At 71.9% G+C, this 19,643-nt stretch carries 18 protein-coding genes and 1 tRNA gene; 7 read left to right on the forward strand and 12 right to left on the reverse strand.

Features of this window, described 5'->3' with window-relative positions; genetic code table 11:
• Nucleotides 1-292: 292 nt before the first annotated feature.
• The 4 genes from ABZ192_RS18315 to ABZ192_RS18330 all read right to left on the reverse strand — a co-directional run bounded on the left by ABZ192_RS18315 (nt 293) and on the right by ABZ192_RS18330 (nt 2,618).
• A complete protein-coding gene (locus ABZ192_RS18315; RefSeq protein WP_356925506.1) occupies nt 293-628 on the reverse strand; it encodes a DUF202 domain-containing protein in 336 nt (111 codons plus the stop codon).
• On the reverse strand, nt 625-1,017 hold the full coding sequence (locus ABZ192_RS18320; protein WP_356925507.1) for a DUF202 domain-containing protein: 393 nt from the start codon (nt 1,015-1,017) through the stop codon (nt 625-627). The genes ABZ192_RS18315 and ABZ192_RS18320 overlap by 4 nt, the downstream gene beginning before the upstream one ends.
• Before the next feature lie 89 nt (nt 1,018-1,106).
• Complete coding sequence (locus ABZ192_RS18325; protein ID WP_356925642.1) at nt 1,107-1,664, reverse strand: NUDIX domain-containing protein; 558 nt, start codon at nt 1,662-1,664, stop codon at nt 1,107-1,109.
• Nucleotides 1,665-1,712: 48 nt separating this feature from the next.
• Nucleotides 1,713-2,618, reverse strand: coding sequence for a DMT family transporter (locus tag ABZ192_RS18330; RefSeq protein ID WP_356925508.1), 906 nt, complete (start codon nt 2,616-2,618; stop codon nt 1,713-1,715).
• Between the two features lie 365 nt (nt 2,619-2,983).
• Between ABZ192_RS18330 and ABZ192_RS18335 the strand changes: the two genes are divergently transcribed.
• From ABZ192_RS18335 to ABZ192_RS18350, 4 genes are all read left to right on the forward strand, one after another.
• Complete coding sequence (locus ABZ192_RS18335; protein ID WP_356925509.1) at nt 2,984-3,934, forward strand: hypothetical protein; 951 nt, start codon at nt 2,984-2,986, stop codon at nt 3,932-3,934.
• A 36-nt stretch (nt 3,935-3,970) separates the two neighbouring features.
• Nucleotides 3,971-5,521, forward strand: coding sequence for an APC family permease (locus ABZ192_RS18340; protein ID WP_356925510.1), 1,551 nt, complete (start codon nt 3,971-3,973; stop codon nt 5,519-5,521).
• A 111-nt stretch (nt 5,522-5,632) separates the two neighbouring features.
• On the forward strand, nt 5,633-6,358 hold the full coding sequence (locus ABZ192_RS18345) for a molybdopterin-dependent oxidoreductase (protein ID WP_356925643.1): 726 nt from the start codon (nt 5,633-5,635) through the stop codon (nt 6,356-6,358).
• A complete protein-coding gene (locus ABZ192_RS18350) occupies nt 6,342-6,956 on the forward strand; it encodes a cytochrome b/b6 domain-containing protein (RefSeq protein WP_356925511.1) in 615 nt (204 codons plus the stop codon). The genes ABZ192_RS18345 and ABZ192_RS18350 overlap by 17 nt, the downstream gene beginning before the upstream one ends.
• A 72-nt stretch (nt 6,957-7,028) precedes the next feature.
• Here ABZ192_RS18350 and ABZ192_RS18355 read toward each other — a convergent pair whose 3' ends face one another.
• Genes ABZ192_RS18355 through ABZ192_RS18370 form a run of 4 tightly spaced genes read right to left on the reverse strand, consistent with a single transcriptional unit; the run spans nt 7,029 to nt 10,827 of the window.
• Entirely contained in the window at nt 7,029-8,060 is a 1,032-nt protein-coding gene (locus tag ABZ192_RS18355) for an L-idonate 5-dehydrogenase (protein WP_356925512.1), read from the reverse strand.
• Between the two features lie 20 nt (nt 8,061-8,080).
• Complete coding sequence (locus ABZ192_RS18360) at nt 8,081-8,845, reverse strand: SDR family oxidoreductase (RefSeq protein WP_356925513.1); 765 nt, start codon at nt 8,843-8,845, stop codon at nt 8,081-8,083.
• 13 nt (nt 8,846-8,858) lie between these two features.
• Nucleotides 8,859-10,256, reverse strand: coding sequence for a gluconate:H+ symporter (locus tag ABZ192_RS18365; protein WP_243381241.1), 1,398 nt, complete (start codon nt 10,254-10,256; stop codon nt 8,859-8,861).
• A 52-nt stretch (nt 10,257-10,308) separates the two neighbouring features.
• Complete coding sequence (locus ABZ192_RS18370; RefSeq protein ID WP_356925514.1) at nt 10,309-10,827, reverse strand: gluconokinase; 519 nt, start codon at nt 10,825-10,827, stop codon at nt 10,309-10,311.
• Nucleotides 10,828-10,964: 137 nt separating this feature from the next.
• Between ABZ192_RS18370 and ABZ192_RS18375 the strand changes: the two genes are divergently transcribed.
• Entirely contained in the window at nt 10,965-11,666 is a 702-nt protein-coding gene (locus ABZ192_RS18375; protein WP_356925515.1) for a FadR/GntR family transcriptional regulator, read from the forward strand.
• Between the two features lie 15 nt (nt 11,667-11,681).
• Here the strand turns inward: ABZ192_RS18375 and ABZ192_RS18380 are convergent, their stop codons facing one another.
• From ABZ192_RS18380 to ABZ192_RS18395, 4 genes are all read right to left on the reverse strand, one after another.
• Complete coding sequence (locus ABZ192_RS18380) at nt 11,682-12,056, reverse strand: YchJ family metal-binding protein (RefSeq protein ID WP_356925516.1); 375 nt, start codon at nt 12,054-12,056, stop codon at nt 11,682-11,684.
• 13 nt (nt 12,057-12,069) lie between these two features.
• Entirely contained in the window at nt 12,070-13,413 is a 1,344-nt protein-coding gene (locus ABZ192_RS18385; RefSeq protein WP_356925517.1) for a M1 family metallopeptidase, read from the reverse strand.
• Between the two features lie 68 nt (nt 13,414-13,481).
• On the reverse strand, nt 13,482-17,348 hold the full coding sequence (locus tag ABZ192_RS18390) for a Pls/PosA family non-ribosomal peptide synthetase (RefSeq protein ID WP_356925518.1): 3,867 nt from the start codon (nt 17,346-17,348) through the stop codon (nt 13,482-13,484).
• Nucleotides 17,349-17,641: 293 nt separating this feature from the next.
• Nucleotides 17,642-17,726 (reverse strand) — tRNA-Leu (locus tag ABZ192_RS18395).
• Between the two features lie 194 nt (nt 17,727-17,920).
• Between ABZ192_RS18395 and ABZ192_RS18400 the strand changes: the two genes are divergently transcribed.
• Entirely contained in the window at nt 17,921-19,246 is a 1,326-nt protein-coding gene (locus ABZ192_RS18400) for a M20/M25/M40 family metallo-hydrolase (protein ID WP_356925519.1), read from the forward strand.
• 150 nt (nt 19,247-19,396) lie between these two features.
• On the forward strand, nt 19,397-19,630 hold the full coding sequence (gene chpH, locus ABZ192_RS18405) for a chaplin ChpH (protein ID WP_356925520.1): 234 nt from the start codon (nt 19,397-19,399) through the stop codon (nt 19,628-19,630).
• Nucleotides 19,631-19,643: the final 13 nt, after the last annotated feature.

The raw sequence follows: 19,643 nt of genomic DNA on the forward strand, positions 1-19,643 counted from the left end.
GTCTCGTGACCAGCGACCCTCGATCAGATCGACCCTGGTCCGTGCCTAGCACGCGCAGCGCCTACTCAGGGACTCAACCCTGGGAGAGAGGGCAGCGCGGTGCCCGCGCCCGCAGCCTGCGGCCCCCGGCGGCCAGCCGCCCGCGGTCCCGGCCGTCGGCGTCCGGGTCCCTGGCGTTCCTGGCCCCCACGTTCCTGTCCCTGGTGTCCCTGCCCCCGACGCCCCTGTCCCCGACGTCCCTACACCCCCGACGCAAGCCACCGCGCCCGCTGTGCCCCGCTGCGTCCCCGCCCTAGAGGACAAGCCCCGCCCCGCACGCCGCCATCGCGAGTGTGCACAGCACCGTGGCCGTGGCGTGGCGTGGTGCGAAGGCCTCGGGGCTGGGCGTGGCCGCGAGTGTGCGGATGCGGCGGTGGGCGATGGTCAGGAAGGCCAGCCACAGGACGCAGCACAGTGCGCAGGCGACGATCCTGGGCGCCGACAGCCCGCCCTGCAGCGCGGTCTTCACGGCGAGCACGGCGGCGGCCGTGCCCGACAGCGTCGTACGCCGCCACGCGAGCCGGGTCCGCTCGGGTTGCAGCCCGGGGTCGCGGTCGGGGTCCTGCCGCCGGGCCGCCGGTGCGTTCACCCCTCCCATCCCACCAGCACCACGACGACCATGGCGAGGGCCACGATCGCGACGACGAGGCTCAGCACCGCCGGGAACCGGGACACCGGCAGGTCCTCGCCCCGGCGCATGGCCCGCTCACAGCGGACCCAGTGGTTGACCGCGCGCAGCGCGCACAGCACGCCCGCACCCAGCAGCGCGAGCGCCAGTCCCACCCGCCAGCCCCAGCGCAGGTCCGGCAGGAACTGGTCCACGGCGAAGCCGCCGCCGATCAGCGCCATGGCGGTGCGCAGCCAGGCCAGGAAGGTGCGTTCGTTCGCCAGCGAGAACCGGTAGTCCGGCGTCTCGCCGTCCCGCCGCACCTCCGCCGGCGCGAACCACAAACGGACGTTCCGTACGAACTCGATCACGTGCGCGACCCTACCGGGGCCTTCGTCACGGAGCGCTGCCGGTGGTCGCCCGGCGCTCCGCCCCTGCCTCGCGGCGGCCTCCTCGGCCCTCAGTCCGTCGACCGGAACGCCACGAGCCGCTCGTACGCCGCCAGCCCGTCCGGCACCCACTCCCAGTCGCCCAGCCGCCGCCGCACCTCCTCCTCGGGCAGGAAGTCGTGCCAGGCCACCTCCTCGGCCTGCGGCTGGACCGGAAGGTCGCAGCGGACCTCGTACACCGCCGACCACCAGGTCTGCCCGGCGCCGTTGTCGTAGAGGAACTTGAAGAGGTACCGGGGGTGCGGCAGACCCGTGACGCCCAGCTCCTCCTCGGCCTCGCGCAGCGCCGCCGTGTCGTAGGCCTCGCCCGCGCCGACCACGCCGCCGACGAACATGTCGTAGAGGGAGGGGAAGACCAGTTTGGTCGGCGTCCGCCGGTGCACGAAGATCCGGCCCTCGGCGTCCCGGGCCTGGATGAACACACAGCGGTGCCGCAGTCCCCGGGCGTAGGCCTCGCCCCGGGGCGACTGCCCGATGACCCGGTCGTTCTCGTCGACGATGTCGAGGATCTCGTCAGCCGGGCTCGTGCCCTCGTCAGCCGGGCTCGTGCCCTCGTCAACTGGGCCCATGCCCTCGTCCGCAGCGCTCATGCCCTCATCCAAGCAGGGCGTGAGGCCTCACTGCGCCTGCGGCTGCGGCTGAAGCCGCCCCGCCCGGGCCCGCTCCGGCGCCCCCGTCGGCATGGCCGGATGCAGACCCAGGAGCACGATGCCGGCGATCACGGCCAGGAGACCGCCCGCCTCCCAGCTCAGGGCGACGGTGTCGGTCCGCAGCCGGTCGCCCAGGAAGCCGACGCCGCAGATGATCCCGGCGATCGGCTGGGCCGCGGTCAGGGCCGGCAGCGACTTGCGCAGGGACGCGGTCTCGAAGGCGCTCTGCACGAGGACCAGCCCCGTGACGCCCAGCGCGAGCACGGCGTACGGCTGCCAGCCGGTCAGCAGCTCGGTGAAGCCGCCCTCGGAGAACCTCTCCCCGCTCACCCGCGTGAGCGCGTCCTGCACGCCGTAGAGGAGCCCGGCGCCCAGGGCCAGCAGTACCGGCCCGGAGCTCAGCCGGGAGCGCTTGGCGTGCGCGGTGAGCAGCAGGGCGAGCCCGATCATGGCCCCGATGATCAGCCACTGCCGGGTGGGATCGGCCGTCGCGGCGCCGCCCTGTGGCTCGCCCGCCACGATGAACGCGCTCACCCCGCCCGCCAGCAGCAGCAGGCCCGCCCAGCCCTGGCGGCCGAGCGGCTGCCGGGTCTGCCGACGGGACAGCGCGAGGGCGAACAGCAGGTTCGTCGCCAGCAGCGGCTCCACGAGCGACAGCTCGCCCTGCCCCAGCGCGGCCGCGCCCAGCGCCATGCCGACCACCATCAGCCCGATGCCGCCGAGCCAGCGCGGCACCTTCACCAGGTCGAGCAGCAGCCGGAAGGACAGGAAGTCGTTGAGCGGGGCGCGCTGGGCCGCGTTCTGCTGGAGCACGAAACCGAAGCCCAGACAGCAAGCGGCGCTCACGGCGAGCACCAGTACCAGAACCGACACGCGGTGTACCTCGATCATCAGGTCGGGTCACGATGGCGTAGGGGCCGACTGTACCGGCCGGCTCCGCCCGGCGCGCCCGTACGTCATGCCATGGTGCGCGGTGGTGACCGCCCAGCACTATGACGCACGCCACAAAGGGCGAAACGGATAAATCGGATGCCCGACTCGCCTACCCCTTCAGCTTCGCTGGTCACAAAATCCTCACAAGTGGTGGGAGTTGACGCGTGTAACGCCCTTGCGGCCCTTGACGTCAACCGTTGGCTGGGGGTTGGCTGTCCGTGATCAGTTCATGGCGAAGCGCACACACGCGCTCCATCGACCGCCGTGAGCCGAAACACCAGAAGAGCGCGTGAGGAAGTTCCGCGGTGCCCCCACCCCCGCCTCCCCTCGGCCGTGGCCGCAGACGTGCGTCGCAGGCCTTCGACGAGGCCCTCGACGACGCCGACCTCGTGACCGCGCGCTCCGCGCTGGCGCAGGGCCGCTGGCAGAACGCCCGCTCCCTGCTGGTGCACACCGGAGACGACTGGGACCGGCGCGGCCACCGCGTCACCGTCCTCGCCCGGGAGTCCTACTGCGCCGCATGGGCCCGCGAGTGGCTGCTCGCCGAACCCGAGTCCGCCGACGCCTCCGTCCTGCTCGCCCTCGCCCAGGTCCGGCGCGCCCTGCACGGCAAGGGCAAGCCGGTCCGCGCCCGCGAGGCCTGCGCGACCGCCGCCGCCCGCGCCCCCGCCGACCCCACTCCCTGGCTCGGGCTGCTCCTGCTGGAGTGCGCGGTCGGCACCGACCAGGACGTGGTCCGGACCTTCGAGCAGGTCCGCGCCCGGTACGCCGACCACCACCACGCCCACCACCTGATGGTCGCCCGGCTCGCCGGGCGCCGTGCGGAGGCCGGCGACGACCCGCTGCACGAGGTCTACGACTTCGCCAACTGGGCCGCCGAACAGGCACCCGCCGACTCCCCGCTCGCGATCCTGCCGGTCATCGCGCACGCCGAGCGCTACCGCGTCCTCGCCGCCGCCGGGCACCAGCCCGCCGACCCGGCCGCCTCGGGCCACTGGACCGGCCGCCGCGCCCGGCAGGTCATGAAGGCCGCCTTCGACTGGTGGCTGGAGTGGGAGCTGGAGGGACATCCGCGCCGGCTGATCGACCTGAACTTCCTCGCCCACGCCAAGTACTGCGAGGGCCGCGGCGCCGAGGCCGCCGCCCTGTTCCACCGGATCGGCCGGTACGCCACCCCGGCGCCCTGGTCGTACCCGGACCGCGACCCGCACACCGTCTTCGCCGCCGCCCGCGCCGGCGCGCTCGGCACGGCCTGACACCCCCGGAAATCCAGAAGTGAGGACGCTCTCCCGATGACCACGGACAGTAGTTCGCGCACGAATGCGAGTACGAGCACATCCGCAGCCGGCGGCATCAGTACGTTCAAGGGGCAGGAGCGCGCCCTGCGCGCCGACCGGCTCGGCACCGGGGGACTGCTGCTCTCCGTCCTCGCCGCGACCGCCCCGCTCATGGTGGTCGCGGGTGTCATGCCCACCACATTCGCGGTGATGGGCATCGTCGGCCAGCCGCTGCTCTTCGTCGTCCTCGGCGTCGTCCTGATCCTGTTCAGCATCGGGTACGCCGAGATGAGCCGCCACGTCCACAACGCGGGCGCCTTCTACGCGTACATCTCCCGCGGCCTCGGCGGCACCGCCGGCGCGGGCGCCGCCCTGGTCGCCCTCGTCGCCTACAACGCGCTCCAGATCGGCATCTACGGCATCTTCGGCTTCGAGGTTTCCGGGCTCCTCGCCACCTACGCCGAGGTCGAGATCGCCTGGTGGATACCGGCGCTCGTGGCCGCGCTCGCCGTCGGTCTGCTGGGCTGGCTGAAGATCGACGTCAACGCGCGCGTGCTCGGCGTGCTGCTCGTCATCGAAGTGCTCCTCGTCGTGATCTTCGACGTCGCCGCCCTCGCCGACCCGGGCACGGAAGGCCTCTCGCTGCACGCCTTCAACCCGGACACCCTCACCGGCGCGGGCGTCGGCACCGCGCTGTGCTTCTGCATCGCCGCGTTCCTCGGCTTCGAGCAGGCACCCGTGTACGCCGAGGAGACCAGCCGCCCCCACGTCCTCGTGCCGCGCGTGATGTTCCTCGCCGTCGGCGGGGTCGCCGTCTTCTTCGCGCTGAGCAGCTGGGCCCTCACCGTCGCCACCGGCCCCGCCGCGATCGTCGGCACCGCCCAGAAGCAGAGCGCCGGACTGCTGTTCTTCCTCACCGAGTCCCGCCTCGGCGGCACCTTCACCGACGTCCTGCACGTCCTGTTCGTCACCGGCATGTTCGCCGCGCTGCTCAGCTTCCACAACGTCGTCGCCCGGTACGCCTTCGCCATGGGCCGCGAGGGCCTGCTGCCCGCCGCCTTCGGCCGCACCAGCGGCACCAGCGGTGCCCCCGGCACCGGCTCGCTGCTCCAGAGCGTCGTGGCGGTCGTCGTCGTGGTCGGCTTCGCGATCGCCGACGACAAGCCGGTCGGCGACCCGACCGCGCCCGTCCTGCAGCTGTTCACCTGGTTCGGCAACATCGGCGCCCTCGGCGTGATCGTGCTGATGGCGGCGGCCTCCCTGTCCGTCGTCGTCTTCTTCGTCCGCCGGGGTGCCGCGGGCGCCCAGGCCTGGCGGCTGGTCACCTCCGCGCTGGCGGGCCTCGCCCTGCTGGTGATCGCCGGCTACACGGTGAAGGACTTCGAGGTCCTCGTCGGCGCCGGCCCGGACTCCTCGCTGAGCTGGATACTGCCCGGCATCATCGGCCTCGCCCTGGCCGCCGGCCTGGTCCTGGGTCTGGTGCTGCGCGCCCGCGCCCCCGAGAAGCACGCCCGGATCGGGCTCGGCAACGAGGCGTTCCAGCTGGACAAGGCGGCGTCGTCCTGACCCCGGCCGCGTAAGAAGTGGTTACGGAACTCTGACGAGCACCCGCGATCCCTGTCCTGACGGGGCCGCGGGTGTTCGAATGAGAACGTGAACGAGGACGTACATGAGGGCATGAACGACGAACGCCCCCCACAACGGGGCACCCCGGTTGGCCGCCGCGTCTTCCTCGGCACCCTCGGCCTGGGCGCCCTCGGCGTGGTCGCCGCGCCCCGGCTGCAGCGCGGCCTGGAGGACTTCCTCGGCGGCGCCGCCGACAAGGACCCCACCGGCCTGACCGGACTGCTCCCGAACGGTGGCGGCTTCCGCTACTACTCGGTCGCCTCGTCCGTTCCCCGCAAGAACGCCGACAGCTACCGCCTCAGGGTCGACGGCCTGGTCGACCGCCCCACCACGTACACGCTGGCCGACCTCAAGGCCCTGCCCCAGACCCGCATGGTCCGCGACGTCCAGTGCGTCACCGGCTGGCGCGTCCCCGACACTCCCTTCGAGGGCGTACGCCTCTCCCGCCTCCTGGACGCCGCCAAGGTCCGCCCCACCGCGAAGGCCATCCGCTTCACCTGCTTCGACGGCACCTACACCGAGAGCCTCACCCTCGACCAGGCCCGCCGCGCGGACGTCCTGGTCGCCCTGCGCATGCAGGACAAGGACCTCGGCCACTCCCACGGCGGCCCGGTCCGCCTCTACGTGGCGCCCATGTACTTCTACAAGTCCGCCAAGTGGCTCTCCGGCATCACCGTCACTGACGAGGTCCGGCCGGGCTACTGGGAGGAGCGCGGCTACGACGTCGACGCCTGGGTGGGCCGCTCGAACGGACGCGACGATGAGCCTACGAGCTGACGCCCCGGCCGGTGTCAGGCGCTTCAGCCGGACCGAGCGCTGGGTGCACCGCACGACGGCCGCGCTCATGGGCGTCTGCGTCCTGACGGCGGCCTGCCTCTACGTTCCCCAGCTCGCCGAACTCGTCGGCCGCCGCGAACTGGTCGTCCGCATCCACGAGTGGGCCGGCCTCGCCCTGCCCGTCCCGGTCCTGGCGGGCCTCGCCTCCCGCGCCTTCCGCGCCGACCTGGGCCGGCTCAACCGCTTCGGCCCGCACGACCGGACCTGGCTGCGTGCCGCCCTGCACCGCGACAAGAGCCCCGCGTCCCGCCCGGCCGGCAAGTTCAACGCGGGCCAGAAGCTCTACGCGTCCTGGATCGCCGGCGCCACCCTCGTCATGCTCGGCACCGGCCTGATGATGTGGTTCACCCGCCTCACCCCCCTGCTCTGGCGCACCAGCGCGACGTTCGTCCACGACTGGCTGGCCCTCACGATCGGCATAGTCCTGGCCGGCCACATCGGCATGGCCCTGGCCGACCCGGAATCGAGGAGAGGCATGCGCACGGGCTCGGTGAGCAGAGACTGGGCGGACCAACAGCACCCTCTATGGCGCCAGTAGGTGGGTCTCAGGGGCGCGGGGAACTGCGCGAACAACCCCCACGCACCCGCAGCCGCACCACAACGCACAGCCCTATGGCGAGGGGGCGAAATCCAACAGCACCTTGCACGACCGACTCCGATCAGCGGCCAAGGCAAAAGCGGACTCGGCATCCCAAACAGGCACCACCGCACTCACGAGCCCGTCGAACGCCGCCTCCCCCGCCAACAACTCCAACGCCTGATCGAACTCCCCGTCGAACCGAAACGCCCCCCGCAACTCGATCTCCCGACTCACCACGAGGTTCCCCGCAAACGCACTGTGCCCCGCCGGCAGCATCCCCAACTGCACGACGACCCCGCCCCGCCGCACCCGCCGCAGACACGTGTCGAGCCCGGCAGCCACTCCCGACGCCTCGATCGCGACGTCCACTTCGGAAGGCCACCCCGGGTCGTCAGGATCATCGGCCCGTACGAGAGCCCCGGCACCGGCGACCCGCGCGTACTGCAGCGCTTCGGGCAGCAGATCCGTGACAGTCACCCGGGAAGCCCCCGCCGCCTTCGCCGCCGCGACGACGAGACACCCGATGGGCCCGGCACCGGTCACCAGGACATGCCGCCCGGCCACGTCCCCGGCCCGCCGCACCGCGTGCAGCGCGACGGACAGCGGCTCGGCGAGCGCGGCCCGCCGCAGCTCCAGACCGTCCGGCAGGGCCCGCACCTGCTCGCAGGGCACGACGACCTGCGCCGCGAATCCGCCCTGCACGTGCGGAAAACGCGCCGCACTGCCCAGGTACCGCGTGTCCCGGCAGATGTTCCGCCGCCCCTCCGCGCACTCCGGACACACCCCGCACGGGGTCGCCGGATGCACGGCGACGGCGGTACCCGGTGCCGGCCCCGACGCGCCGGCACCGTACCCGACCACCGTCCCCACGACCTCGTGCCCGAGCACCATCGGCTCCCGGAGCCGGAAGTCCCCGACCCCGCCGTGCCGCCAGTAGTGCAGATCGGACCCGCACACCCCGCCGTACCGCACGGCGACCAGCGCCTGCCCCGGCCCGGGCTCGGGAACCGGCAACTCCGCCACGCGCAGGTCACCCTGACCGTGGATCACACAACCCAGCATCACAGCCTCCCGGCAGGTGGTCACAGCACGCTCGTCATACCGCCGTCGACATACAGCACCTGCCCGCTGACGAAGTCGGCCGCGGGGGAGGCGAGGAACAGCACCCCGCCCACCAGATCCTGGGTGCGACCCCACCGGCCGGCCGGGGTGCGCCGCCGCACCCAGGCACTGAACTCCTCGTCGTCGACCAGCGGCCGCGTCAGTTCGGTCTCGATGTAGCCCGGGCCGAGCCCGTTGACCTGCACACCGCTTGGCCCCCAGTCCGCACACATGCCCTTGGTGAGCATCTTCAGCGCGCCCTTGGTGGCGGCGTACGGCGCGATCCCGGGCCGTACCACCTCGCTCTGCAGGGAGCAGATGTTGATGATCTTGCCGTGGCCGCGTTCCGTCATCCGGCGCGCGGCCTCCCGGCCGACCAGGAAGGCACTGGTCAGATTGGTGTCGATGATCCGGTGCCAGTCGGAGTCGGTGAACTCCAGCAGCGGGGCGCGCAGTTGCATGCCCGCGTTGTTGACGAGGATGTCGAGCGGGCCCACCCGCTCCTCGACGTCCGCGATGCCGTCCGCCACCGACGGGCCGTCGGTCACGTCGAACGCCGCCGTGTGCACCCGGTCGCCGGGCAGTCCGGCGGCGGCCTCGGTGAGCCGGTCCTTGTCGCGTCCGTTGAGGACGACCGTGCATCCGGCCTCCGCCAGACCACGGGCGAGGGCGAGTCCGATGCCCCGGCTGGAGCCGGTCACCAGCGCCGTACGGCCGCTGATGTCGAAGAGGGGGTGAGCCGTCATGGCCGTGGCACTCCTAGATCACGAGGGACAACAGCAGGACGATGCCGCCGGCGACCACCGAGATGATCGTCTCCATGACCGACCAGGTCTTGATGTTCTGGCCGACACTCAGCCCGAAGTACTCCTTCACCATCCAGAACCCGGCGTCGTTGACATGGCTGAAGAACAGCGAGCCGGCGCCGATGGCGAGGACCAGCAGGGCCGCATGCGTGGTGGACATGTCGGCCGCGAGCGGGGCGACCAGCCCGGCGGCCGAGACCGTCGCCACCGTCGCCGAACCGGTCGCCAGCCGGATCACCACCGCGATCAGCCAGGCCAGCAGCAGCGCGGGGATCGACCAGTCCTTGGAGATGTCCAGGACCATCTGGCCCACCCCGGTGTCGATCAGGGTCTGCTTGAAGCCGCCGCCCGCGCCGACGATCAGCAGGATGCCCGCGATGGGCGCGAGGCTCTTCTCGACGAGCGGCGAGATCCGCTCCTTGGAGAACCCGGCGGGCCGCAGCAGCGTGAAGATGCCGACCAGCACCGACGCGAGCAGCGCGATCATCGGGGCGCCGATGACGTCGAAGACCCGCTGGACCAGGTTCTCCGGGTCGTCGATGACGATGTCGACGAGCGCCTTGGCCAGCATGAGGATCACCGGCAGCAGGATCGTGAACAGCGTGGCGCCAAAGCTGGGGCGCTTGTCCAGGTCCTCCGAAGCGCGCTGCGGGATCATGCGGTCGGGGGCGGGGACGTCCACCCAGCGGGCCGCGTACCGCGAGAACAGCGGGCCGGCGATGATCACCGTGGGTATGGCGACGAGGACACCCAGCGCCAGCGTCACCCCGAGGTCGGCCTTGACCGCCTCGATCGCGACCAGCGGACCGGGGTGCGGCGGCACCAGCCCGTGCATCACGGACAGGCCCGCGAGCGCCGGGATGCCGATCCGCATGAGCGAGTAGTTGCCGCGCTTGGCGACCATCAGCACCACCGGGATCAGCAGCACGATGCCGACCTCGAAGAACAGCGGCAGCCCGATCACGGAGGCGATGAGCACCATCGCCCACGGCATCGACCGGCCGCCGGCCTTCGCGAGGATGGTGTCGACGATCTGGTCGGCGCCCCCGGAGTCGGCGAGCATCTTCCCGAGGATGGCACCGAGGGCGATCAGCACGCCGACGCCGGCGACCGTGGTGCCGAGGCCGGTGCTGAAGCTGGTGAGGACCTTGTCCAGCGGCGCCCCGGCGATCGCGCCGAGCGCCAGTGACCCGATGGTCAGCGCCAGGAAGGCGTGCAGCTTGGACTTGGTGATGAGCAGGACGATGACGGCGATGCCCGCCAGGACGGCGATGCCCAGCTGAGCGTGGCCGGCCGAGGTGATCGGCTCGGGTGCGTCCGCTGCCAGCATCTCGACGCTGAGTCTGGTCACGGGGTGGGTTCCCTTGAGTTGGAGGGGAGTCGGGGGAGGGGACCGCCAGGGACTACTGGACGGGCTCGGGGAGATCCTCCAGAGCGAGCGCCGCCCGCTCGGTGATCTCCTCCGGGCTGCCCGAGACGTCCACGTCGACCCCCGCCTCGTCCGCCTGGAGCGGCTGGAGCGTGGCGAACTGGGAGTCGAGCAGCGCCGTGGGCATGAAGTGCCCCTGCCGGTGCGACATCCGGTCCTCGATGAGCGCGCGGTCACCCGTGAGGTGCACGAAGACCACGCCGGGCGCGGCGGCCCGCAGCCGGTCGCGGTACGACCGCTTCAGTGCCGAGCAGCTGACCACCCCGCCGAGCCCGGCCCGCCCGTGCGCCCACGTGCCGATGGCGTCCAGCCAGGGCAGGCGGTCCTCGTCGGTGAGCGGGGTACCGGCCGACATCTTGGAGATGTTGGCCTGCGGGTGGAAGTCGTCGCCCTCGGCGTACGGAACGCCGAGCCGGGCCGCGAGCAGGGGACCGATGGTGGTCTTGCCGGTGCCGGCGACGCCCATGACCACGACGACGTGGGGGGTGTTCATCGCTGCCTCACTGTCTGCTGTCTCCGTCGACACGTGATGTCGACGCAACTGAAACCCATTAGGTACGACGAATTCAAGAGGTCGTGATGAATAAGTCTGACTTTTTGTCTCCGTGATCTACCCCGTACGCTGAGTGCATGAGCACACCGGGCCGGGGGCTGCACGGCCATGTTCTGGACACCCTGGGCCCCGAGATCACGGCGGGCGAGTACCCGCCGGGCAGTGTCCTGCGCACGGACGAGCTCGCCCAGCGTTTCGACGTGTCACGCTCGGTGATGCGCGAGGCGGTCCGCGTCCTGGAGTCCATGCACCTGGTCGAGTCCCGCCGCCGCGTGGGCGTGACCGTGCGCCCGAAGTCGGAGTGGAACGTCTACGATCCGCAGGTCATCCGCTGGCGCTTGGCCGGCAAGGACCGCGCTCCCCAGCTGCGCTCCCTCACGGTGCTGCGCTCGGCGATCGAACCGGTCGCCGCCGGCCTCGCCGCCCGGCACGCCACCGCCGACCAGTGTGCCGAACTCACCGAGTGCGCCCTCGGCATGGTCGCCAACTCACGCGGTCACAAGCTGGAGGAGTACCTCGTCCACGACATGGCCTTCCACCGCGTCATCCTGGACGCCTCCGGCAACGAGATGTTCGCCCGCCTCGGCGATGTCGTCGCCGAGGTCCTGGCCGGCCGCACCCACCACGACGTGATGTTCGAGGACCCCGACCCCGCCGCCGTCACCCTGCACGTCCAGGTCGCCGAGGCGGTCCGCGCCGGCGACGCGACCCGCGCGGAGGAACTGACCCGCGAGATCACGGTCGGCGCCCTCCAGGAGCTCGACATCCTGGCGCCGTAGGGGGATCCGCTCCCGCTACGGCAGGAACTCCCCGTCGACGTACACCCAGGCCCCGTCGACCCGCTCGAACCGGCTTCGCTCGTGCAGCGAACCGCCCCGGTACGACGCCCGGAACTCCACCGTCCCGGCGGAGTGGAACGCCGACCCGTCACTCGTGCCCAGGATCTCCAGCCCGGCCCACCGCATCCGCGGATCCAGCTCCAGCGTCCCGGGCCGCGTCCGCGGATGCCAGGTCCGCAGCAGATACCCGGCGTCCTCCTTCACGAAGGCGCAGTACCGCGACCGCATCAGCGCCTCGGCGGTCGGCGCGGCGGCGGCGCCGGAGTGGTAGCGGCCGCAGCACGCCTCGTAGGCCTGAGGCAGCCCGCACGGGCAGGAACGCGTACTCATGCCGGTCATTGTCCTAGACAGCCGCGTCCGTCCCGGACGAGGGCAGCGGCGGCAGCGCCGTCCCGTACACCCACGCGTCGAACAACTCGTCCGGCGACTCGTCCGCGAACCGCGCCACGTGCGCGATGAAGGCCGCCGTCGTCACCGCCCCGCCCCGGTGCAGGCCCGCCCACCCGCGCAGCATGCGGAAGAACGCGTCGTCGCCCAGGGCGCACCGCACCGCGTGCAGGGTGAGCCCGCCGCGCTGGTAAAGACGGTCGTCGAACATCGACTTCCGCCCCGGATCGGCGAGGCAGAGGTCCTGCGGCAGCGCGGACAGCGACCGGTGTGCGGCGGCGGCCAGCTGCCGGGCACCGCGGCCTCCCGAGCGCTCCGACCACAGCCACTCGGCGTACTTCGCGAACCCCTCGTTCAGCCAGATCTGCCGCCAGTCGGCGATGGACACGCTGTTGCCGAACCACTGGTGCGCCAGCTCGTGCGCGACCAGCCGTTCCGAACCCCGCGCCCCGTCCACGTGGTTGGACCCGAACAGCGACAACCCCTGCGCCTCGACGGGGACGTCGAGCTCCTCCTCGGTCACGACGACCGCGTACTCGTCGAACGGGTACGGCCCGAACAGTTCCTGGAACAGCTCCATCATCGCGGGCTGCCGTGCGAAGTCCCGGGAGAACCGGGGGAGCAGGTGCGCCGGAATGTGCCCGTGCTGCGGCACCCCGCCCGGGCCCGGGTCACCCAGCAGTACGGTCTGGTACTTCCCGATCGACAGCCCCACCAGGTAACTGGAGGTCGGCGCCGCCTGCTCGTACACCCAGGTGGTCGTCGAGGCCTTCGTCGTGCGGGTGAGCAGGCGTCCACCGGCCACCACCGCGTAGGCCGACGGCGTCGTGACCGAGATCTGGTACGAGGCCTTGTCCGCCGGCCGGTCGTTGCACGGGTACCACGACGGCGCCCCGACCGGCTGGCTCGCCACCAGCGCCCCGTCCTCCAGCTCCTCCCAGCCGAGGCCGCCCCAGGGGCTGTTCACCGGCCGGGGATTCCCCGACCACTGCACCTCGACGGTGAACGCGGCACCGGCGCGCAGCGGCTTGGCGGGGCGCACGCGCAACTTGCCGCCCCGGTGCGTGTAGTGCGCCGTACGGCCGTCGACCTTCACCCGGCCCACCCGGAAATCGGCGAGGTTCAGCTGGAACTCGGTGAGCTGGCCACGGCCCGCGATGGCGTTGATCCGCGCCGTTCCCGACAGCCGGTTCGGCGCGGGGCGGTAGTCCAGCGTGAGCTCGTACCGGTGCACCCGGTACCGGTGGTCACCGTGGCCCGGGAAGTACGGGTCCTGACCCGCTGACTGCTGAACCGCCACTGTTGCGTCCGCTCCCTGCACTGCGCTCGTACGACGTCCGTCGGCCCCCGGCCCCGCGGGGGTACCGCCTAGCGACGCCATGCCTCGATCGGGTTGCCCAGCCAGCGCGTGTCGTCGGGCACGGACTCCGCGGCCATCACCAGGGACGCCGGACCCAGCGTGGTGCGGGCCCCGACGGTGCTGCCGGGCAGGACGATCCCGCCCGGGCCCAGAGTGGCGCCCTCACGGAGGACCACAGTATCCGTCCGCAAGATCCGGTCGTGGAAGAGGTGGGTCTGGAGCACACAGCCGCGGTTCACGGTCGTCCCCTCGCCGAGCGTCACCAGGTCGGTCTCCGGCAGCCAGTAGCTCTCCACCCACACGCCCCGGCCGATCCGGGCACCGAGCCCGCGCAGCCACAGCGTCATCAGCGGCGTACCGGGCACGCGCCCGGCCAGCCACGGCACCGCCACCACCTCGACGAACGTGTCCGCCAGCTCGTTGCGCCACACGAAGGAGCTCCACAGCGGGTGCTCACCACTACGGTGCCGCCCCACGAGCAGCCACTTGGCGACCACGGACAGTGCACACCCCGCGGCCCCCGCCGCCAGCAGCACGACCCCGGCCAGCGGCCACGCCCAGCCACCCAGCGCGCTCAGCGCCGCCACCGTCAGCACCGCCAGCGCGGCCGAGCACAGCACCGGAGCGATCCGGCACACCTCCACCAGGCCCCGCGCCCACAGCAGCCGCGCCGGCGGCTCGTACGTCCGGCTCTGGTCGCCGCCGCCCGCGTTGCGCGGCAGCTTCACCGGCGGCAGCCCCAGGTACGAGCTGCCCTTCTTCGCCTTCTTCGGCGTCGCCGACAGCACCCCGACCAGCCCGCCGTCCGGCACGCTGCGCCCCGGCGCGGTCATCCCCGAGTTCCCGAGGAACGCCCGGCGCCCGATCTGCGCACGCCCGATCCGCATCCACCCGCCGCCCAGCTCGTACGGCGCGGTCAGCGTGTCGTCCGCGAGGAACGCGCCGTCGCCCACCGTGGTCAGACTGGGCAGCGCGAGCACCGTCGACACCTCGGCGCCCCGCCCGATCCGCATCCCGAGCAGCCGCAGCCACACCGGCGTGACCAGCCCGGCGTACAGCGGGAACAGTATCTCCCGGGACTGGTCCATCAGTTGCGTGACCGTCCAGGCCTGCCAGCCGACCCTGCTGTGCGTGGCGTGCGTGCCCTCGCGCAGCCGGAGGCTCAGCAGCCGTACCGCGACGAGCAGCAGCAGCGCGTACACCGCACCGAAGGCCAGGGTCGCCGGAACCAGCGCGAGCGCCGCGCCCCGCAGCGCCTCACCGAGCCCGGCACCGGGCGCCACGAACAGGCCGGCGGTGAGGAGCGCGGCGAGTCCGGCGAGCAGGGGCAGAGCGCTCAGCCCGAACCCGGAGACGCCGTACATCGCCCGCCAGAACACGCCCTTGCCCGGCCGCTCCTCGGGCCAGTTCCGCTTGGCCTTGCCGAGCTTCACGGCGGGCGCCCCGGCCCAGCGCTGCCCGGTGGGCACCTGCCCGGCGACGGCGGAACCGGGCGCGACCTCGGCCCGCTTGCCCACGCGCGCCCCCGGGAACAGCATGCTGCGCGTCCCGAGCACCGCACCGGCACCCACCTTGACCGGCCCGATCTCCAGCCGGTCACCGTCCAGCCAGTAGCCCGACAGATCCACCTCGGACTCCACGGCGGCACCCCGCCCGAGCTTGAGCATCCCGGTCACCGGCGGCAGGGAGTGCAGGTCCACGTCGGCCCCGACCCTGGCGCCGAGCGCCCGGGCGTACCGCTCCAGCCAGGAACCGGTGAGCGAGGCCGCGCCACTGAACTCGGCGAGACGCTCGGCCGTCCACAGCCGCAGATGCGCACTCCCACCGCGTGGGTAGCGACCCGGCGTCACCCCGCGCAACAGCAGCCGCGCCCCACCGGCGGCGATGGCCAGCCGTCCCGGCGGACTGAAGAACAGCAACGCCCCGGCGCCCACGACCCACCAGGGAGCGGTCGGCAGCCAGGCGTACGCCCCCAGCACGTTCCCCAGGGCGGCCAGCGGCACCATCCAGCGCAGCCCGAGCAGCGTGAACAACGGCAGCAGCAGGAGGAGTTGCAGCACCCCGGCCCGCACCGGCACGGGCTCGACCACCCGCCGGGAGCCGTCGCCCTGCGTGGACTCCTCCAGGTGCCGGGCCAGCTTGCGCAGCGTCGGATGCTGGTAGAGGTCCAGCACCGCCGCGCTCGGGTAGCGGGTGCGCAGCCTCGTCGTCAGCTGGGCGGCGGCCAGACTGTTCCCGCCGATGGCGAAGAAGTCGTCCGAGGCGCTGCCCACCGGGATGCCCAGCACCTCGCCCCACTGCTCGGCGAGCCACGCCTCGGTCCCGTACAGCTCTTCGGCCGGGCCATCGCCGACCAGGCCCTCCAGCGGCCACGGCAGCGCGTTCCGGTCGACCTTTCCGGACGTACGGGTGGGCAGTTCGTCGACCTGCGCGAGCAGCGGCACGAGAGCGGCGGGCAGTTCGGCACGCAGCTTCTCGACGGCGGCGGCCTGATCCCACCCTTCCTGGATGACGACGTACCCGACGAGGAGCTGATTTCCGCTGCGAGCGGTACGCACGGCGGCGGCCGCGCCGGCGACACCGGGAAGCGCCTGCAGGGCGGCGTCCACCTCACCGAGCTCGATCCGCCGCCCCCCGAGCTTGATCTGCTCGTCGGCCCGCCCGAGGAAGACCAGCCCCTCCGGCTCGGCCCGCACCAGGTCACCGCTGCGGTACGCCCGCTCCCAGCCCAGCGCCTGAAGCGGCGCGTACTTCTCCGCGTCCTTCTCGGTGTCGAGATACCGGGCGAGCCCGACCCCACCGATCACCAGCTGCCCGCTGCCGCCCATCGGCACGGGCTCCCCGGCCTCGTCCACGACGGCCAGCTCCCAGCCGTCCAGCGGCAGCCCGATCCGGATCGGCTCCTCGCCGCTCATCAGCGACGCGCACGCCACGACGGTGGCCTCGGTCGGCCCGTAGGTGTTCCACACCTCGCGCCCCTCGGTCACCAGCCGCTGTGCCAGCTCGGGCGGGCACGCCTCCCCGCCGAAGATCAGCAGGCGTACGTCATTGAGCGTCTCCGGCTCCCACAGCGCCGCCAGCGTCGGCACGGTGGACACGACCGTGATCTCCCGCTCGACCAGCCAGGGCCCGAGATCGGCACCGCTCCTGACCTGCGAGCGCGGCACCGGCACCAGACAGGCGCCGTACCGCCACGCCAGCCACATCTCCTCACAGGACGCGTCGAACGCGACGGACAGCCCCGCCATGACGCGGTCTCCGGGTCCGATCGGCTCGTCGGTCAGGAACAGGGCGGCTTCCGCGTCGACGAAGGCCGCGGCGCTGCGGTGGCTGACGGCCACGCCCTTGGGCTTTCCGGTGGAGCCGGAGGTGAAGATGATCCACGCGTCGTGCCCGGCACCGGGCCGGGTTGCGGTGTGACCGGCGCCGCCTCGGACGGTCAGCTCGTGACCGGCCCCGACGACCGCCCGCACCCCGGCCTCGCCGAAGACCAGATCGGCCCGCTCGTCGGGGTCCTCGGCGTCCACGGGCACGTACGCGGCGCCGGCGGCCAGCACCGCGAGGATCGCCACGTACAAGTCGTTGGTGCCCGACGGGACCCGGACACCGACGCGGTCCCCGAGCCCGACGTCCAGGGCGGCCAGCCGCTGCCGCAGGTGGTCCACCTCGACCGCCAGCGCGCGGTAGGTGAGCGGCCGGTGGCCGTCGTCGAGCGCGGGCTCGTCGGGGTACGCGCGTACGGACGCCTCGAAGATGTCGACCAGGGTGCGGGGGGAGGCCGCGGCACCGGCGGAGAAACGGGCGACGTCGCTCGGAGCCGTGCTCAGCTCCCGGTCCAGCACGGTGAGGTCAGGGCTGTCGTGCAGGGCGGCCATCGGATCCTCGAAGTCTCGAACCCGGACCATCCGGGGCGCCGGTGGGCCCGCAGGTCTGCCTGGGGATGTTCCGTTCCGGTGCGAACAAGCCCAATACTCTAGTGGTCGGGTGACTTCGCCCTGTCATGTCCGCCACGCGGAGGCGAACGCGAGAAACCGCGGAGATCCGGCGCCCCGGCTCCCACCTGTGCTTCTGCCGACCTGGCGAGATGTCGCCCACATTCCCCCGGTGGGAGGCCGTCCTGCCCGGAAAACGACGAAAAGCCCCTCGGTGAGAGGGGCTTTTCGATCTGTGTCCGAGGGGGGACTTGAACCCCCACGCCCGATAAAGGGCACTAGCACCTCAAGCTAGCGCGTCTGCCATTCCGCCACCCGGACAAGGTGTCTGTCGCGCGGGTTCTCCCCGCGGCGACGACGTAAACATTACCAGGCTCTCAGGGGTGGCCGATCACCCCCGCCCGCACCCGGCCGGGCGTGAACGGCGTGTGACGGGCCGGGACCGGTCTTGGGGTGCGGGCCGGGGAGAGGGAGGATGAGGGGGACCCACCAGCAGTGACACCGGGAGGAAGCACGTGAGCGAGACGGACACGGCCAGGAACGTCACCGGCGAGGACGAGGTCGTGGACCTCTGCCGCGAGCTGATCCAGATCGACACCAGCAACTACGGTGACCACTCGGGTCCGGGCGAGCGCAAGGCGGCGGAGTACGTCGCCGAGAAGCTCGCCGAGGTAGGGCTCGAACCGCAGATCTTCGAGTCGCACCCGGGCCGCGCCTCCACGGTGGCCCGGATCGAGGGCGAGGACCGGTCCCGGCCCGCGCTCCTCATCCACGGGCACACCGATGTCGTACCGGCCAACGCCGACGACTGGACCCACCACCCCTTCTCCGGCGAGGTCGCCGACGGCTGCGTGTGGGGCCGCGGTGCCGTCGACATGAAGGACATGGACGCGATGACCCTCGCGGTCGTCCGGGACCGGATGCGCAGCGGGCGCAAGCCCCCGCGCGACATCGTCCTGGCGTTCCTCGCGGACGAGGAGGCGGGCGGCACGTACGGGGCCCGTTACCTCGTCGACAACCACCGGGACCTCTTCGAGGGCGTCACCGAGGCGATCAGTGAGGTGGGCGGATTCTCCTTCACCGTGAGCGAGGAGCGGCGGCTGTACCTGATCCAGACGGCCGAGAAGGGCATGCACTGGATGAAGCTGACCGTGGCCGGCACGGCCGGGCACGGGTCGATGATCCACCGGGACAACGCGATCACCGAGCTGTCGGAGGCCGTCGCCCGGCTGGGGCGGCACAAGTTCCCGGTGCGGGTCACCAAGACCACCCGCGCCTTCCTCGACGAGCTCGGTGACGCGCTCGGCATCGAGCTCGACCCGGAGGACATGGAGTCGACCCTCGTGCGGCTCGGCGGCATCGCCAAGTTCATCGGCGCGACGCTGAGCAACACGGCCAACCCCACGCAGCTGGGTGCCGGCTACAAGGTCAACGTCATCCCGGGCGAGGCGACCGCCCACGTCGACGGACGGTTCCTGCCCGGGCACGAGGAGGAGTTCCTCGCCGACCTCGACCGGATCCTCGGCCCGAAGGTGCGGCGCGAGGACGTCCACGCCGACAAGGCCGTCGAGACCACCTTCGACGGGGCGCTCGTGGAGGCGATGCAGTCCTCGCTGCTGGCCGAGGACCCGACCGCCAAGGCGATCCCCTACATGCTCTCCGGCGGGACGGACGCGAAGTCCTTCGACGACCTGGGCATCCGGGGCTTCGGCTTCGCGCCGCTGAAGCTGCCGCCGGAGCTGGACTTCGCCGGCATGTTCCACGGCGTGGACGAGCGGGTGCCGGTGGACGGCCTGAAGTTCGGTACGCGGGTGCTCGACCGGTTCATCGACGCGTCCTGAGGCAGCCCATACGAAACAGCGCTATTCGGTCGGGTGTACGAGATCAACTGGGAAGGGTGAATGCGACCATAAGCTCGTAGCCTCATTACTCCCTCCTCGTTACAGGTAATGCGATCGCAAGATGGGTCGCTTTGCCAACTAGGAGGAATAATGATCAAGAAGGTCGTCGCTGCTGCGGCTGCCACCGGTGGTCTGGTTCTCGCGGGCGCGGGCATGGCCGTCGCCGACTCGGGTGCCCAGGGTGTCGCCGCGCACTCCCCGGGCGTCCTGTCCGGCAACGTCATTCAGGCGCCCGTTCACGTCCCGGTGAACGTCTGCGGCAACACGGTCTCCGTGATCGGGCTGCTGAACCCCGCCTTCGGCAACACCTGCGTCAACAAGTGACGCTCCCCGCTCT

The sequence above is a fragment of the Streptomyces sp. NPDC006235 genome (assembly GCF_040613735.1).
In the GTDB taxonomy this organism is placed as follows: Bacteria; Actinomycetota; Actinomycetes; order Streptomycetales; family Streptomycetaceae; genus Streptomyces.

Bases quoted from the DNA above. Each gene is read 5' to 3' on its own strand.
- chpH (WP_356925520.1), top strand. From the start codon at position 19,397: ATGATCAAGAAGGTCGTCGCTGCTGCGGCTGCCACCGGTGGTCTGGTT.
- ABZ192_RS18355 (WP_356925512.1), bottom strand. From the start codon at position 8,060: ATGCTGGGTTGTGTGATCCACGGTCAGGGTGACCTGCGCGTGGCGGAG.
- ABZ192_RS18325 (WP_356925642.1), bottom strand. From the start codon at position 1,664: ATGGGCCCAGTTGACGAGGGCACGAGCCCGGCTGACGAGGGCACGAGC.
- ABZ192_RS18350 (WP_356925511.1), top strand. From the start codon at position 6,342: ATGAGCCTACGAGCTGACGCCCCGGCCGGTGTCAGGCGCTTCAGCCGG.
- ABZ192_RS18345 (WP_356925643.1), top strand. From the start codon at position 5,633: ATGAACGACGAACGCCCCCCACAACGGGGCACCCCGGTTGGCCGCCGC.
- ABZ192_RS18360 (WP_356925513.1), bottom strand. From the start codon at position 8,845: ATGACGGCTCACCCCCTCTTCGACATCAGCGGCCGTACGGCGCTGGTG.
- ABZ192_RS18380 (WP_356925516.1), bottom strand. From the start codon at position 12,056: ATGAGTACGCGTTCCTGCCCGTGCGGGCTGCCTCAGGCCTACGAGGCG.
- ABZ192_RS18390 (WP_356925518.1), bottom strand. From the start codon at position 17,348: ATGGCCGCCCTGCACGACAGCCCTGACCTCACCGTGCTGGACCGGGAG.
- ABZ192_RS18375 (WP_356925515.1), top strand. From the start codon at position 10,965: ATGAGCACACCGGGCCGGGGGCTGCACGGCCATGTTCTGGACACCCTG.
- ABZ192_RS18370 (WP_356925514.1), bottom strand. From the start codon at position 10,827: ATGAACACCCCCCACGTCGTCGTGGTCATGGGCGTCGCCGGCACCGGC.
- ABZ192_RS18340 (WP_356925510.1), top strand. From the start codon at position 3,971: ATGACCACGGACAGTAGTTCGCGCACGAATGCGAGTACGAGCACATCC.